General features: G+C 43.3%; 20 protein-coding genes. 9 read left to right on the forward strand and 11 right to left on the reverse strand.

Going from position 1 to position 14,818, the window contains the following annotated elements; translation table 11 throughout:
• Nucleotides 1–128 precede the first annotated feature (128 nt).
• The 3 genes from ACXADT_RS19430 (at nucleotide 129) to ACXADT_RS19440 (ending at nucleotide 2,415) form a co-directional block, all read left to right on the forward strand.
• On the forward strand, nucleotides 129–1,811 hold the full coding sequence (locus tag ACXADT_RS19430; RefSeq protein WP_474832440.1) for a M20/M25/M40 family metallo-hydrolase: 1,683 nt from the start codon (nucleotides 129–131) through the stop codon (nucleotides 1,809–1,811).
• A 73-nt stretch (nucleotides 1,812–1,884) separates the two neighbouring features.
• Entirely contained in the window at nucleotides 1,885–2,064 is a 180-nt protein-coding gene (locus tag ACXADT_RS19435; RefSeq protein ID WP_474832441.1) for a hypothetical protein, read from the forward strand.
• A 165-nt stretch (nucleotides 2,065–2,229) separates the two neighbouring features.
• Complete coding sequence (locus tag ACXADT_RS19440; RefSeq protein WP_224877835.1) at nucleotides 2,230–2,415, forward strand: YjzC family protein; 186 nt, start codon at nucleotides 2,230–2,232, stop codon at nucleotides 2,413–2,415.
• A 111-nt stretch (nucleotides 2,416–2,526) separates the two neighbouring features.
• On the opposite strand, the gene ACXADT_RS19445 is transcribed toward ACXADT_RS19440, so the two are convergent.
• Nucleotides 2,527–2,658, reverse strand: a complete 132-nt coding sequence (locus ACXADT_RS19445; RefSeq protein WP_474832442.1) for a hypothetical protein — start codon at nucleotides 2,656–2,658, stop codon at nucleotides 2,527–2,529.
• 358 nt (nucleotides 2,659–3,016) lie between these two features.
• Here ACXADT_RS19445 and ACXADT_RS19450 point away from each other — a divergent pair, with 358 nt between their 5' ends.
• Nucleotides 3,017–3,511, forward strand: a complete 495-nt coding sequence (locus ACXADT_RS19450; protein ID WP_474832443.1) for a GNAT family N-acetyltransferase — start codon at nucleotides 3,017–3,019, stop codon at nucleotides 3,509–3,511.
• 1,004 nt (nucleotides 3,512–4,515) lie between these two features.
• Here ACXADT_RS19450 and ACXADT_RS19455 read toward each other — a convergent pair.
• From ACXADT_RS19455 to ACXADT_RS19470, 4 genes are all read right to left on the reverse strand, one after another.
• The gene (locus ACXADT_RS19455; RefSeq protein ID WP_270181032.1) at nucleotides 4,516–4,665 is read right to left on the reverse strand and encodes a YvrJ family protein; all 150 of its coding nucleotides are present in this window, start codon (nucleotides 4,663–4,665) and stop codon (nucleotides 4,516–4,518) included.
• A 59-nt stretch (nucleotides 4,666–4,724) separates the two neighbouring features.
• Nucleotides 4,725–4,940 carry a DUF2922 domain-containing protein gene (locus ACXADT_RS19460; RefSeq protein ID WP_474813335.1) on the reverse strand — a complete coding sequence of 72 codons (216 nt, stop codon included), beginning with the start codon at nucleotides 4,938–4,940 and terminating at the stop codon, nucleotides 4,725–4,727.
• A 37-nt stretch (nucleotides 4,941–4,977) separates the two neighbouring features.
• A complete protein-coding gene (locus ACXADT_RS19465; RefSeq protein ID WP_270181030.1) occupies nucleotides 4,978–5,196 on the reverse strand; it encodes a DUF1659 domain-containing protein in 219 nt (72 codons plus the stop codon).
• Between the two features lie 182 nt (nucleotides 5,197–5,378).
• Entirely contained in the window at nucleotides 5,379–5,636 is a 258-nt protein-coding gene (locus ACXADT_RS19470) for a hypothetical protein (protein ID WP_474832444.1), read from the reverse strand.
• Nucleotides 5,637–5,826: 190 nt separating this feature from the next.
• Between ACXADT_RS19470 and ACXADT_RS19475 the strand changes: the two genes are divergently transcribed.
• Entirely contained in the window at nucleotides 5,827–6,375 is a 549-nt protein-coding gene (locus tag ACXADT_RS19475; RefSeq protein WP_474832445.1) for a hypothetical protein, read from the forward strand.
• Nucleotides 6,376–6,523: 148 nt separating this feature from the next.
• Nucleotides 6,524–7,126 (forward strand): cupin domain-containing protein, encoded by a 603-nt coding sequence (locus ACXADT_RS19480; protein ID WP_474835856.1) that lies wholly within the window; start codon nucleotides 6,524–6,526, stop codon nucleotides 7,124–7,126.
• Between the two features lie 57 nt (nucleotides 7,127–7,183).
• Here the strand turns inward: ACXADT_RS19480 and ACXADT_RS19485 are convergent, their stop codons facing one another.
• Nucleotides 7,184–7,621 carry a cell wall hydrolase gene (locus tag ACXADT_RS19485; RefSeq protein WP_270181026.1) on the reverse strand — a complete coding sequence of 146 codons (438 nt, stop codon included), beginning with the start codon at nucleotides 7,619–7,621 and terminating at the stop codon, nucleotides 7,184–7,186.
• An 82-nt stretch (nucleotides 7,622–7,703) separates the two neighbouring features.
• The gene (locus tag ACXADT_RS19490; protein WP_474834593.1) at nucleotides 7,704–8,978 is read right to left on the reverse strand and encodes a histidine--tRNA ligase; all 1,275 of its coding nucleotides are present in this window, start codon (nucleotides 8,976–8,978) and stop codon (nucleotides 7,704–7,706) included.
• Nucleotides 8,979–9,494: 516 nt separating this feature from the next.
• Here ACXADT_RS19490 and ACXADT_RS19495 point away from each other — a divergent pair.
• Nucleotides 9,495–9,641 carry a hypothetical protein gene (locus ACXADT_RS19495; protein WP_474813342.1) on the forward strand — a complete coding sequence of 49 codons (147 nt, stop codon included), beginning with the start codon at nucleotides 9,495–9,497 and terminating at the stop codon, nucleotides 9,639–9,641.
• Nucleotides 9,642–9,696: 55 nt separating this feature from the next.
• Here the strand turns inward: ACXADT_RS19495 and ACXADT_RS19500 are convergent, their stop codons facing one another.
• From ACXADT_RS19500 to hmpA, 3 genes are all read right to left on the reverse strand, one after another.
• Nucleotides 9,697–10,320, reverse strand: coding sequence for an HAD family hydrolase (locus tag ACXADT_RS19500; RefSeq protein WP_474832447.1), 624 nt, complete (start codon nucleotides 10,318–10,320; stop codon nucleotides 9,697–9,699).
• 48 nt (nucleotides 10,321–10,368) lie between these two features.
• Nucleotides 10,369–10,815 (reverse strand): pyridoxamine 5'-phosphate oxidase family protein, encoded by a 447-nt coding sequence (locus ACXADT_RS19505; protein WP_474832448.1) that lies wholly within the window; start codon nucleotides 10,813–10,815, stop codon nucleotides 10,369–10,371.
• A gap of 131 nt (nucleotides 10,816–10,946) precedes the next feature.
• On the reverse strand, nucleotides 10,947–12,161 hold the full coding sequence (gene hmpA, locus ACXADT_RS19510) for an NO-inducible flavohemoprotein (protein WP_270181021.1): 1,215 nt from the start codon (nucleotides 12,159–12,161) through the stop codon (nucleotides 10,947–10,949).
• A 192-nt stretch (nucleotides 12,162–12,353) separates the two neighbouring features.
• Between hmpA and ACXADT_RS19515 the strand changes: the two genes are divergently transcribed.
• The gene (locus tag ACXADT_RS19515) at nucleotides 12,354–12,800 is read left to right on the forward strand and encodes an RrF2 family transcriptional regulator (RefSeq protein WP_474832449.1); all 447 of its coding nucleotides are present in this window, start codon (nucleotides 12,354–12,356) and stop codon (nucleotides 12,798–12,800) included.
• Between the two features lie 347 nt (nucleotides 12,801–13,147).
• Here the strand turns inward: ACXADT_RS19515 and ACXADT_RS19520 are convergent, their stop codons facing one another.
• Complete coding sequence (locus ACXADT_RS19520) at nucleotides 13,148–13,729, reverse strand: helix-turn-helix domain-containing protein (protein WP_474832450.1); 582 nt, start codon at nucleotides 13,727–13,729, stop codon at nucleotides 13,148–13,150.
• A gap of 93 nt (nucleotides 13,730–13,822) precedes the next feature.
• Between ACXADT_RS19520 and ACXADT_RS19525 the strand changes: the two genes are divergently transcribed.
• Nucleotides 13,823–14,797: a DMT family transporter gene (locus ACXADT_RS19525; protein ID WP_474832451.1), complete on the forward strand. Its 975-nt coding sequence runs from the start codon at nucleotides 13,823–13,825 to the stop codon at nucleotides 14,795–14,797.
• Nucleotides 14,798–14,818 lie beyond the last annotated feature (21 nt).

Here is a 14,818-nt window from a genome sequence, read left to right on the forward strand (position 1 = left end):
CCCACGCTTCTAAGCCAAGCACTTGCTTGAAAAATTTAGGCTATTCAAATCGAAAGAAAGGCCTTACAATAAAATTGTAGTACAATTTTGAACTACATTAGTGAACTCAAGTAAGGGGGCACAAGCTCATGTATCATAAATTGGTCGATAAAACGATACCAGAGCAAGTAGAAATACTCACTCGGGCTTTGGTTGAGATCGAAAGCATCAACGGTACATCAGGAGAAGCAGCTGTTGCGGACTTTATTAAAGATACGCTGCTATCCTTTCCATATTTCAAAAAGAATCCTCACCTTGTTTGGGAGCAGGTTGTCGATCAGAAACTAGGCAGAAAGAATATCTTCGCACTCCTTAAAAGTCAAAACGATACGAAGAACACGATACTCTTCCATGGGCATCTCGATACAGTAGGGACGAATGATTATGGCAGCTTGAAAAAAGATGCGCTGAACTCCGATGCGTTAGAGACCTTTTTCAAAGACTATCAGTTTGATCAAGACGTAAAGAAAGATGCTGAGTCCGGTGATTGGCTGTTTGGTCGAGGGGCACTCGATATGCAGAGCGGTGTAGCGGTGCATCTTGTAAACTTACTCTATTTTTCGATGCACCAAGAAGAGCTCAATGGAAACATCCTCTACATGGGCAATCCTGATGAAGAAAGCCAGCATAAAGGGATCACAACTGCGATATCAGAGTTAAATCGATTGAAGCGGCAAGGACTGAACTTTGTTTGTGCAATCAACGCTGACTTTATGACGCCTCAATACGACGGTGATCCCCATCGCTATATTTATACCGGTTCAGCCGGAAAGCTTTTACCGAGCTTTTATATTTATGGAAGAGAAACGCATGTTGGTGACACCCTATCTGGAATCGACTCAACGTTGATCTCAGCTGAAATCAATCGAAGAATCAACAACAACATCAACTTAGCTGAAAATATTCCTGGGGAGCTCATCCTACCTCCTTCGTGTTTGTACCAGAAGGACACGAAAGATTTCTATAACGTTCAGACCGCGAAAAGCAGCTACTTGTATTTTAACTATTTTATTTATGAAGCGACGGCGAAGGATGTGATGAGAAAGCTTGAGGAACTGACGGTGGATGCTTGTATAGAGGTCGAAGCAACGCTTTCAGGGAACTATCAAGCGTTCATCAAGCGGACGGGTCTTCCGACTCGAAACCTCTCGTGGCATATCGAAGTTACGAGTCTTGAATCATTTATCGATGAGTTGAAGGGAAAAGGCGCAGATGTCGACACAGTGACTGCCCAAGTCATCGAGGAAAACGAAGACCTCGAGGCACGCATGCTTTGTTTTAAAATTGTAGAAGCACTTCAACAGCTTGATCCAGATAAGAAACCAAGAGTGATCATCTTCTTCGGTCCTCCTTACCTTCCCCACAATTATTTGGGAGAAAGTGAGCGTGACCAGCTTTTGCTTGATGTTGTGAAACGGAATCTTGATGAAACGGCAAAGCGCACAGGGGAAACGTTCGCAGTGAAGAAGTTCTTTCCATACCTTGCAGATGGTAGTTTCTTATCGCTGCATGAGACGGATGATGAAATCGACGCACTCGTGAAGAACTTTCCTGAGCTCTCAAAAACGTATCCGATTCAAATCAAAGCCATACGTGAATTAAACATTCCGTCTGTGAACATGGGCGTGTACGGAAAGGACGGGCACAAATGGACAGAGCGTGTCTATAAACCTTATTCGTTCGATGTCCTGCCAACACTCATCCGAGATACTACGAAAATGCTGCTCGATCAATCGAATGAAAGGCACGGAAAAAAGGTAGTCACTGAGTAGATGCTACTTCCTTACAAATATTGTTTTTTTCTACCTGAAGAGGGTAATGGATAAAAAACAAGGTGGTGTGCAAATGAGTAAGGCAAAACTGATTGTTTTCATCCTAGCTGCTATCTTCTTCTTAGGGGCGATCATCTTTGACTTAACCAGAGGGGACTTTGGCTATATGTTTCTGAAAGCCATCGGCATGGTCATTACAATCGGGATAATTCTTTACAAGTATGCGAATGGGAAAGAGGAAAGTGAGATGTAGGCTACCTTTACACAGAAGATTGTGAGTAAAGCAGTTCAAAAAGGCCAGAGGCAGCAGCCCCTGGCCTTTTTGTTTTAATTACACATTCAGCAGTTTGAAAACGATCGTATCGTGATACATACGCTATGTAGCTAACTAAATTTTAAACGTAGGAGTGATGAAATCATGGCAGATCGTTACAAAACTGGAGAAAAAGCACCTGAGAACGGAAAGTATGAATTTGATGGTTTAACAAACGGAAATGGCAGTGGGAACGTAACTGAAGATGAAAAGTACATCAGCCTAGAAAGTGGGGAAACGTTTCCTCCTGTACGTTCTAGTAAGGAATCAGCATACTGGAAGAAGGCATAAAAGGTGGAACCCTGAGGGTATAAGTCCTTAGGGTTTTTGCTTGGATACACGTTAGATCATTACCCCTTTTCTGCTCATTCCGTTACTTACTCCAAACTCCCCCTAATTAAGTTAACCAAAAAGAAGCGTAACCCGCTCCCAATTAACGCTCCCTTGGATGTATTCTTGGACTGCTCTTTTTGACGAGAACGGTGGACAGCTTTTAACGATTTCTGCAATATAATCATTCAATAATTCTTCCAACTCACGTGCCTCCTTATGCTTCCTTTTCTACCCTGTATCCTTTTTCAGAGGAACATTCAGAGCTATTGGTTATTTCATAGGATTGAGGAGAGAGTGAAGAGTTTTACCGGCAACACGACGATGGGTGGAGCGAGAGATGGCTCGATTTCAATACCTTTTCATATTGGTTCAGCAATTAAGAACTGTCAAAACAGCAATCGTTTTCGTTCTCAACCGGAATCCAACTCGGCTGTATGTGATCCTAATCGCTTAACTCAGTATCGGATACTTATTTATAACAAAGTTGCAAAAGTTGTTTGTAACGTGAGAATGACTAGACTATACTCAACTTATATTACAAATAATGGAGGTAAAAACCTTGAATTCACCGACTACAAATTCTCTTGTCCAATTAATTACATACAATCGCAATTATGATAAAGACCTTTCGAACTTTCACCTTCCAGATGACCAATTAATGTTCACTGCTTTACCTTTACAGAAAATAAATGACCCTAAACTTTCAGACCAGACACTACATATTTTAATTTTAAAAGATGAAAAAGCAATAGGTTATTTTGCTCTAGAGCAAGGGCCAAGATTACTAAACTATTCTAATAATGAAAATGCAAGGCTATTAACTGCATTTTCAATCAATAAAGAAAACCAAGGCCAAGGGTTAGCAAAGTCTGGACTTAACATGCTGCCAAGTTTCATCAACAAACACTTCCCTACCATAAACGAAGTTGTGCTTGGAGTTAATCAACGAAATCAAGCAGCTATTAGTCTCTATAAGAAAACTGGCTTTGTAGACCATGGCGAGATTTATGAGGGCCCAAAGGGACCACAACATATCTTGCACTTAAGTGTTTAGGTAGGATAAAAGCCGCCTTCTCTTTTTTCTAAGAAGGCGGCTTTATATAGGTTATTTCTTCTCAACTACCATATTTCTTACTCGAAAGCTCCCAATCCCTAAGCATTTACAGATATTCATCTTTCTTTAAGTTAAACAGAAGGGCCATAAAACTCTTTTTTAAATCGTCAACAGTCTTAAAGTTCCTTTCTTATTTCTTTGTGGTGCTTTACTTAAAAACTTTGCGCAATTCATTCTAACCTTAGAGCACACAATACGGTTTATTGCTTTATTTAGATCCGATTAGGCTTACACCTCTCGTATCATTCAACCCTCTCAAATCTGACTCGGCCCCTCACCCTACCTAACATCCTTTTTGTTTACACAGCTGCTTTTACATCTCCATTGTATCAACGATCCGTTTCCCTCTTTACTTCTCTCTATCTATTATCATACCGGTTACGATTCCCTTGACTTTCCGCTCTTCAAATACCTGAATGAACTAGATTTGATAAGGAAACATTGGACAGAGAAAGACTACCTTTTCTACAGCACGAAGTACTGTAGAAAAAGCAGACGTCCTGAATGGTACTGAGTTTGCCTGAGGGGGCCACCGTATCACCCGATTTGAACGCTTGAATTCCTTCAACAGAGAGCTTTCTACACATGAAACCAGTCCCATGTGCGTCGTCTTCTCCCTGCTACCCGTACCGTAGTACGCCTGGTTACCTCACCGAACCATTAGGGCTGTTCACGCCATAGTCTCCCGCCGCAGAAATCGGGAACTGCGTGTTCTGCGGGAACGCTAAAGTTATTTCATCGGCTTCAGCTAACCTGTCAAGTTTAGATTTTAAACGTGTTACTAGGGGTTCCACGTTCTGAACAGCTTTCGGAAAAAAGGCATTACGAAAGACACCTCGCACCATTCTGCTTTTTTTGAAAAGGCCGAGGACTTGTTCACTATGAAGTTGGTATTTCAATATGTATAAGCGTGAGGTGGTGAGGGAGCCCTCACCATCCTCCGGTTAGTGATCGTTACGTAACGAGATGTTCTCTGGCAGCTGTAGAATCGTATCGTTCAGCGTGTCGAGCTTCTGTTCGATGCGGTGAAGCAAGTAGAGCGTCACTACGACCGGAAAACCAACATCACTGATGAGTGTCATCCAAGACTCCATAACAATCCCTCCTTTTTTAGCTACTGGAAAAAGAGAGAGCAAGTGCTCTCTCAGGTAGATTAGATGATCACGTCGCTCGTGTTACGTTCAACGATTCTAGCGCCTCGTTTTGATACAAGATCACCACCGCTAGTAGAGAAGATGTTTTGTTGAAGCAATGTGTCCATCGCAGCGGAAATCGCTGCCGCATCTACCGGCTCGACCGGATCGCTAAGTGAGATCGAGAACGGCTTGTTGTCAGCGTTAAGAAATTGAAGTTCTAGTGTTTTTGCCATGTCGGGTACCTCCTTCCTTATTTAGTTGGATAGCGTACTAGCCTAGTAGATCAGAAGAATCATTGCGCTCAACCGCAAACATCGTGTGCTGTTGAAGTGGAGCTAGCGCTGCTGCAACGGTGAACAATGCATCCGTCGAAGCTGTGACTTTGATGTTGTTGAAGTTCTTGCTGCGAAAGATCGTCTTACCTTTCTCATCGACTCCAACGTCAAGCACCATACGAAGCTGCGTGCTATTAAGAGAAGCTGTTGCCATGTGTGTCACCTCCTTTCGCTTTCACCCTATATATCGAAACGAAAGCGCAAAAAGGGGCATGTCCGAAAAAAAAAGATTCGGGTGCCTGTCACTCCCCGAATCCTGTCGAACGTAAAAGAAGGTGTTGCGAGACAATCTCATAACACCCTCTTCACCTCATATGTAGTTATTGATTATGAAACTCATTTTTCTTGGACAAGTGAGTATTTCGTAAAGTATGCCCCTACCAACAATAAGATGATGTTTAGGGACCATATGAACACTCCAAGAAAACCAAACCACATTCCGAACAAGTTGATGATGGCGATTGAAAAGAAGCAAATCGGTGTTAACGCACTCTTCAATCCAGTTTGCCCCGCCTTTCTTCGTTTCTTTATGACGAGAACGATTGAAGCAATAAGAACGATCGCGAGTAATAGTGACATGATGGTTGTGAACATAAGCGCTTCCTCCTGATAGGCTAAAGATCTTCTACCTTATCTACGGCTTAGCGGAGTGCCTGTCACTCCCCGAATGGTGTCGAACCCACCCTCGTTATCCACTTCCCAAAAAATAGACGCAAGTCATCCAATCCAATAAAAGCCCGTTTGCATATACTTTAAGATAGATTATGAAAGGTGGTTAATTCGGTTGTCTCTTTATTTAGTCGTCAGAAACCCTTCTATCGTCGATACGGATGTACAAAACATCTTGTCTATCTGTGTATTCTCAATCGACTGCAATCCAACATTAAATACAAACGTTCTCGTTTCATTGGGCAATCCCGATCAGGCCCAGAATATTGATTTATTCTTTATGGATGGTACACCGATCACGTTCGATAGCCTCGGTACGTTTGTGTTCGAGGGCGTTAACCCGGATACGTGTGCAACGATCCTCGGTACATTTAGAGAACCTGGCAACTACGAGTTTCACTTCGCTTTGTTAGAAGAAACATCGAACGCACCGATCGATCGGGTATCAGAGACGGTTCGTGTTATTGGCGAGAGTAGCGGAACGATTCGAACACCAGAGCCTCAAGTAGCTCCAAGTACTAATAACGAACGAACAAAGAACGGTCGAAGCGAGAACGGTCAAACCGACCTGGCTCAGAAGCTCCAAATGAAGCAGCTGCAAAATAGTTCCTCCAAAAAGAGTAAATACAAGAGACCAAAGGTCATCAAGAGTTCAAAGCAATGAACGCTTCCCACGTATAAGAGAGCTTATCCAAGCAGGGTAAGCTCTCTTATAATGAAGGATGCAAAGGACAAGAACATAGTTCGCTAGAAACTAGACCCCTAACTAGTCCAAATAAATTTACGTACATATGATAATAGAGAAGTTTGACATGAAAAGAGGAAATCATATGACGAGTCCCGTTTCAGGGTATATCACCGATAACCGAAATCTAGTCGGTGGAAAAGGTACACCAAATTTGTTTTTTGATATAAACAACAGCGTGTTGTTTGAAAGAGATCCAGAAAACATCGTCTATCTTTTATCTTCCACTCAGATGCCTGCCATGATCGGCGGATCTGTCGCAGAACTAAATATGTCGAAGGGGTTTATTAGAGAACCTCACTGGCATCCGAACGCATGGGAGTTGGACTACCTTATTTCTGGTTCAGCAACCGTTGGCATTCTTGACCCTAACAACAATAAACTACAAACGTACAAGCTGACAAAACCAGGCGAAACGGTGTTCATCCCAATGGGTTACTGGCACTGGATCTCAGCTGATTCTGACGATACAAAACTGCTTCTATTCTTTAACAATGATCAGTTTCAAACGCAGGAAGGTTCTACGATGTTAACGCAAACGCCACTTCCTGTTTACGAACAAGCATACAATATTGAGCCGAAGAAAATGGCTGCAGCACTAGAGCCGATCGAAGGTGCTGGCGCAGTTGTCATCGGACCACCACCTCCACTCTCAAGGAAGCGAAAATAACAGAAAAACCATAGCGAGCGAGCCCGTTCACTATGGTTTATTTGATACAAATAACACCTATCGATAAACACTCGCACACGTGCCGCCTTCTGGCTCGTAGTAACAGTGGTTTTTGTATTGACCAGAGAACGGCTGACCGTACCATGTTGAAGGACATGGCCCGTAAGGATTGAAGTACCAGAGCGCGTATTTCCCTGGATGCTGCCTCCAGTAATCCAAATTTTGTTTCGCTAATCGCTTCTCAGATTCTCGCGCTCGATGGTAGAAAACGTTCCCTTTTTGGACAGCTTCAAATGAATAGTTGCCTCCCTGAACCTGATAGATCACCTGAGGAATGGTTCGTAATCCCTGGAAATCCAAACAATCGGCCTGCGCACGATTGACGATGACGTTTCCTACATAGAGCATCCCCTGTTTCCCTTCCCCTTCGGCTTCAGCTCTCATCATCCTTGCCATCAAAGCAACATCTGAATCTTTGTACTTTACTCTTGGCATTTTCCTCACCCCAAGATAGTGTATGATGAATGCCCATGGTGATGTCACTAATAATGAAAGAAAAGTAGCGATGGGCTCGTCATCAAAATTCAAACCGCTCTGTATTCTCATCACCCGTTGCCATGTTTTTCACGTTGTACGTTCCGTTTTTCACTTCCTCTTCACCGATGATGATCACGTAAGGAATGCCTTCTCGATCCGCTTTATTCATCACTTTCCCTACCTTTCGTCCACTCATATCAACCTCAACACGATTTCCTTTGTCCCTGAGAGCCTTCGCGAGCTTCAACGCCTGCACCCCTGTGTTTATAGGAATGATAACATACTCGATCGCGCTTTCTTTTACCTGAACCTCCTCTTTCATCGCGGTATAAATCACGTCGAGTCCAAAAGAAATTCCGACCGTTGAAAGCGGCTCATCACGTCCGATCAAGCCAGCGATCGCATTGTCATACCTTCCCCCGCTTCCAATGCTCGATGTTACACTGCCGCTCGTCAAGAACACTTCATAAATCGTACCCGTGTAAATATCTAACCCTCTCGCTAAAAAAGGATTGAAGACGCATTTCCCATCGATACCGAGATAAGTTAGATAAGATTGCAATTCCCTAAGCTCTTCAATCCCTTCTCTCAGCACACTCTCAGACTTACTGAACCGTTCAAAATAAGAAAGCTCCGTATTCCCCTCATCTTCAAGAAACTGCTTTATCGCCGTTACACGTTGAGGTGATACTTCTTTGTCTTCTAGCTCGTTCACCACAGCGTCCACACCAATCTTCGGCAGCTTATCAAGTGTTAATATCACATCGTTCACCCTGTCACGCGGCGTTCCGAGAACGTTCAGCATGCCGATCAACAGCTTCCGATTGTTGTACTGAATCACCACATCGAGGTTTAACCGACGATAGCCTTCTAACCCCATCATCATCAACTCTGCTTCAGCAAGCTGTGTATCGACACCAACGATGTCAACATCGCACTGCGTGAACTCGCGGAACCTCCCCGCTTTGATGGGACCGTCTCGAAATACCTTTCCGATCTCGTACCGTTTAAAAGGCATGCTTAAGGATGGATTCATCGCCACCACTTTTGCGAACGGAATCGTCAAGTCATATCGTAACGCAAGGTCTCGATTTCCCCGATCCGATAATCGATACATCTCCTCCAAAATCTCATCGCCACCCGCGTACTTCGAAGCCATCAAGCTCGTTTCATTCAAGATTGGCGTCTCAAGCGGCTGGCATCCGTATTGAATGAACAAATCTTCCAGGGTTCGGACGATCTGCCTTCTTACCCTCTGATCCTTAGGCAAAAAATCCTGCGTTCCTTTTACATTTTGAAAACTCTTCATATCCATTCCTCCTAAAAAAGTATAAAAAAACCGCATCGAGTTAAGTTCGTCACTTAATCGATGCGGTTTCATGAAGAATAGCCTTCCTATGTGCGATTTCTTTTTAGAAAATCGAATAGCAAGGCTAGTTGTTATGATGAAGTTGTGTGAATGACAATCGTTCGTTGACCATGTGAACTCACACCTTTTCCTCTATTTCAAATTACATTATCAGAACCTTGCTGGAAAATCAATGCAAAAGTTGTATGTAAAATAGTCTTGCGATCAAGATGGAAAACAAAACGAGCACGATGCCATAAAACAGCTTCACGTTCTTACCTGCTCTTCGGTCCATACGGCTTTTCTTCACGCTTTTTCACCTTTCACAAAATCGGCTTATTGCTGTCGTTACCTCAAACAAGAACCATGCCAATTCATCGTGTCCCTTCATAAAAAAATTGGTCTGTACACGTATATTTTTATCGAAAATCACCGAACATGGAGGATACTTATTGAATAAAATAAGAAATAATGATTACGGAGATGATCGGTGTGTGGGTGATCACAGTACTCGAAGACAACGGTGCTCGGACCACGTTAGATGTTTGCTTCAGTACGTACAAAGAAGCTGCATCTTATGCAGAAAGAGCTAACTTTCCATCGTTTACGATCAAGGTTGCAACGCGATAACGCCCTTGGAAACCGCACCTTATTAAAGGCAGTGCGGTTATTTTATTTTACCCATCTATTTCCCGTACAATGTTAAAAGATCATCGAACCTTTCGATCGATTCGTCATACTCACTCACTTGACCAAACCCATACTTTGCATAAACAAATGGAATCTGAGCGAACCTGGCAGCCTTTCTGTCCCCTTCCGTATCGCCTACATAAACAGGATTATGAAGGTTGTTTCGTTCCATAATCAACTTAATGTTTTCACCCTTTGAAAGCCCTGTTCTACCCGGGTTCTCATAATCTAAAAAGTGTTCACCTAGTTGATGATAGTCATAAAACACCTCGATATACCCATCCTGACAGTTGCTTACGATATAAAGCTTGTACGACTGAGCAAGAACCTTCAGAACCTCAGGAACGTTCTCATAAAGAGATCCACCTTTTTCGGCGATCGTACCTAGTTCATTCTTCCCGCATGCATCGATGAGCTGTTTTCTTTCTTCTTCACGAACATCTGGAAAAAACATTTTACTGATCTCATCCATCTGCAATCCCATCGACCGTTCGAAATCTTCACGCGTTAGCTGTTTGTCCGTGTGAGGACTTTGACTGATACTCTCATTCCAAGCATCGATCACCGTATCGATCGGATCCCATATCGTTCCGTCTAGATCAAAAATTATACTATCCATATGTAATTTCTCCCCTCTAAGCTATTGTTCAGTATATAGTAGATGGATTCATTTGGAAATACTCGGGCCATACGATTGATCTCTCACTACAACTGTTTCAGGTACGAAGCGAATCAAAACATTCTCTTCATCCTGGTGCTGAAACCTTTGGTCCCAAACCTCTTTATTTTCACCTAAGTATTTTGACAGTAAGCGCTCTGCTAGTGCTTGATCGAACGGTTCGACCGTCGCTTTCCCTCTAAAACCAGCGTGCCAAACTTTCCCAGTGTTGTGATCAAAATCAACGATTCCAATGGCACACTTCGGTTCTTCCTTAAGCCGTAACGGGAAGGTGTTTCCGGGGTTGCCGATCATCCATAAAAACTCGTCTTCCCAGTGAAACCACACCGGTGATTCTCTTGGTCCATTTTCAGATGATGTTGAAAGATGAGCGAATAAAGGTTTGTCTAACAACATACGCAGCTCGAACGTTCGCTTTCCGTTGACAATTCTCATGATACCCTCCTATCTATGGGGTCAGGTACGTACCTGACTCCGCCTTCTAACAATTATTTCAAACCGGCAACCAACCCTCAACAATTGAAAAAAAGACATTTCCACATTAACGGAAATGTCTTAACAGCATTTTAATGAATCGATGGCTCGAGTGCGACTGCTGGTCCAAAGAATTCATAATGCATTTGTTCTTCTTTCACACCGAGCGATTCAAGAGCTTCCCTCACCGCTTTCATAAAAGCTAATGGGCCGCAGAAATAATAATGTGTTTCCTGATCAAACGTAAGAATTTCTTTTAGCCATTCACCTGTTACATAGCCTTCTTTATTAAACAATCCCATCCTTCGATCTTCACTCGTAGGCGATTCATAGCACGTATAATAATCAAGAGCAGAGTGATCCAGTGCCCTCACTTCCTTATCGAATGCATGAACATTCCCATTGATCGCCGCATGAATGAACGTCGTGTTTCTGTTCTGTGTTGCACTAGCCTTCACCATACTCATTAGTGGCGTGATCCCTACTCCACCACTCAATAGAACGATTGGATTCGTACCTTCTTCTAAATAAAAGTCTCCTGCTGGTGCAGTAACGCTCAGCGTATCGCCTTCTTTTACCCCTTCATGCAAAAAGTTTGAAACGATGCCATCAGGCTTCGTAGGGTTTTCTTCCTTTTTCACAGAAATGCGGTAGTACGGTTTACCCTGAACATCTGAAAGACTATATTGACGGATGTGTGTGTAAGTATCTCCCGGTATGTTTACTTTGACACTGATGTATTGCCCTGGTTTGAACGGTGCGAGCGGTCTACCGTCAACAGGTTTTAAATAAAATGAGGTGATCACGTCACTCTCTTGCTCTTTACGCTCCACTACGAAGGTGCGATCGTTACGCCAGCCACCTACCTGTGCCTCTGCTTCTTTATACATTTCTTCCTCAACGTCGATGAACACACTTGCGATGACGCCGTATGCTTCTTCCCACGCGCTCAAAATCTCATCTGTCGCCGCATCCCCGAGCACTTCTTTAATCGCTTTTAATAAATACTCCCCGACAATTGGATAATGTTCTGGTTTCACACCAAGACTTCGATGCTTATGCGCAACTTGCTTTACGACAGGAAGGATCGATTCCAACTGATCGATGTGCTTCGCTGCTGCGTAAACGGCATTCGCTAACGCTTGCTGTTGACGTCCTTGCTTTTGGTTCGCATGGTTAAAGATGTTTAACAGTTCAGGATGGTTTGTGAAAAGCATGTCATAGAAACGTGTTGTGATGGCATTTCCGTGGACTTCCAACACAGGCACAGTCGATTTGATGGTAGCAATCGTTTTAGGTGATAGCATAAGAAAACCTCCATAATTTTAAAGAAGTATTTTGTTTACATCTTTATGGTAAAGGGGATCTCTTTTTAAAGCAATATAAAAAATACATCTTTACGAAAGTGTTCACATTTCGTTTAAAACCTTACAGAAGTTTTCATAATGGCAGATGTGCTAAAATAAAGGGAAAGTGGACTGAAATGAGGATGAACGATCGTGCGTTTAAGAAATTATACGGATTACTCATTAAGAATGTTGATCTATCTTGGGAGTATGAAGAATGATAAATTAGCGAGCATCCAGGAAATCGCAGATGCTTACAATATCTCGAAAAACCATTTGATGAAAGTCGCTCATGAGCTCGGAAAGAAGAAGTATATCGAAACGATCCGAGGAAGGTACGGCGGACTACGACTCGCAAAACACCCTAAAGACATAAACGTTGGGGAGATCGTACGAAGCATGGAAGAAGATTTTCATCTAGTCGAATGCTTTGACCGAGAAACGAACACGTGCATCATCACACCCGCGTGTCAATTAAAACATGTGCTCAATGACGCGCTCGAAGCGTATTTTAAGGTTCTCGATGGCTATACGCTCGATGATCTTATCGTGAATGATGACACCCTGCGACAATTGTTCGATCTCAACAAAGGAAGATAGACGAATAGGCAGCTTTAGAGTGTAGAGAAAATCGGTATTGGGAAAAGAGTAGTCGATCAATTCCTTTCCATATAACGTTGATGGTTAAAAGGGAGGTCAGAATTGCCATATTCGTCTGTTAAACCATTGGGACGGAATGTTGACTGTGAATTTATTCCTTCAAGTAGGAGAGACGATCGCGGACTCCTGCGGTAGTACGGGCGGCCGAGACCGGGGTGTGGGTTTCACCTCGGGCTTGGACGTTCGTCCGCGGAAAGCATGCGATCGTCATCGACTACGGCATAGGGAGCACTGAATAATGACATAGGGTTATCGACAAGCTAAAGCTGCCGAATCGGCAGCTTTTTCTATGCCTGCGTATAGATCATCACGAAATGTAGAACGGCCCGAGCTGAGTCTGGATTGATGTAAGCATGCTCTTGATCAGCCTGGAACTTTATCGAATCATACCGTTCTAGCTCATAGATCTCATCTTGCACCCTCACGTTCACACGGCCTTCCATCACAGTGATATACTCGATCACACCTTGCTGATGGGCATCTGCGCTGTACTCGCTGTTCGGCTCAAGAAACGCTCGATGCGTTTCTAATGAACCGTACCCCTTCATGTTGAACATCGGTTCAAGGACTAAAAATTCATCTGCGCTAAGCACTTTCTGCCCTTCATGTTTCTTCGATATCACCACGTCTTGTTTTTCTGCGAGCAGCGATGAAATCGGAATCGCGAGTCCATTCGCAATCTTCCAGATGATCGTTAACGATGGATTCGCTTCCCCTCTTTCAATTTTCCCTAACGTTAGATTGCTAACATCCGTTCGTTCTGCTAGCTCTGATAACGAAAGATTTCGTTCCTTCCTAATCGATCGTAGGGTTGCACCGACTTGCTTCGATAATTTCTCAGGGTCTCCCCAGTTATTTTTTTCACTCATACGATAACCTCACAATGATTTGATTTTACAAACTACTACATATACTATAATATACATATCATTAACTATACCATACAGAAAAGAGCGATTTTATTGAAAGAGATAGCCCTCGGTATTCTTTCGTCGATGTTTTTTGCCGTTACATTTATCTTGAACCGCTCGATGGAACTTGAAGGTGGAAGCTGGATGTGGAGTTCTTCCCTCCGTTTCCTCTTCATGGTTCCTTTTCTACTCCTCATTGTACTGATGAGAAGCAATCGAAAACAAGTTTTCATCGAACTAAAAAAAGAACCGTGGAAATGGCTGACATGGAGTTTTGTAGGTTTCGTCCTTTTCTACGCCCCTCTAACATACGCAGCGGCATATGGACCAGGCTGGTTAGTCGCAGGCACATGGCAATTCACGATTATCGGTGGGATCCTCGTCGCTCCTTTCTTTTTCAAAGTAGAACGAACATCCACTGGCATCGTGAAACGACGACACCGCATCCAAACAAAATCACTCGCCATTTCGCTAATTATCTTGATCGGAGTCCTTTTGATTCAACAGCAAAAAGCGAGTGAGCTCACGATCGTTCAGATTATGATCGGTATCGGTCCTGTTATTCTAGCAGCATTCGCATACCCACTCGGAAACCGCAAGATGATGGAGTTATGTGAAGGAAAGCTCGATACGTTTCAGAGAATACTAGGCATGACGATCGCTAGTTTACCATTTTGGTTGATTTTAAGCGGGGTTGCAGTCGCCAAAGTCGGCTTACCGAGCACGAGTCAAGTGACACAATCGTTTATCGTCGCGATTTGTTCAGGCGTCATCGCGACAACGCTATTCTTCATCGCAACGAATCGCGTGAAGCATCACCAAGGAAAGCTCGCAACAGTGGAAGCCACGCAGTCGACGCAGATTCTGTTTGTGATCATGGGTGAGACGCTCCTGTTAACAAGTCCACTCCCAACTGGACTCGCTTTAGTAGGCGTTCTGTTCATCATCTTAGGAATCATTTTTCACACGTTTAATATGAAAAAGATGAGTACAGTTGAGGTGCCGAGGGCGTCGAAAGCACAATGATTTTGAAAAGGAAAACCTGCT

The sequence above is a fragment of the Anaerobacillus sp. ABR4_321 genome, assembly GCF_056158505.1.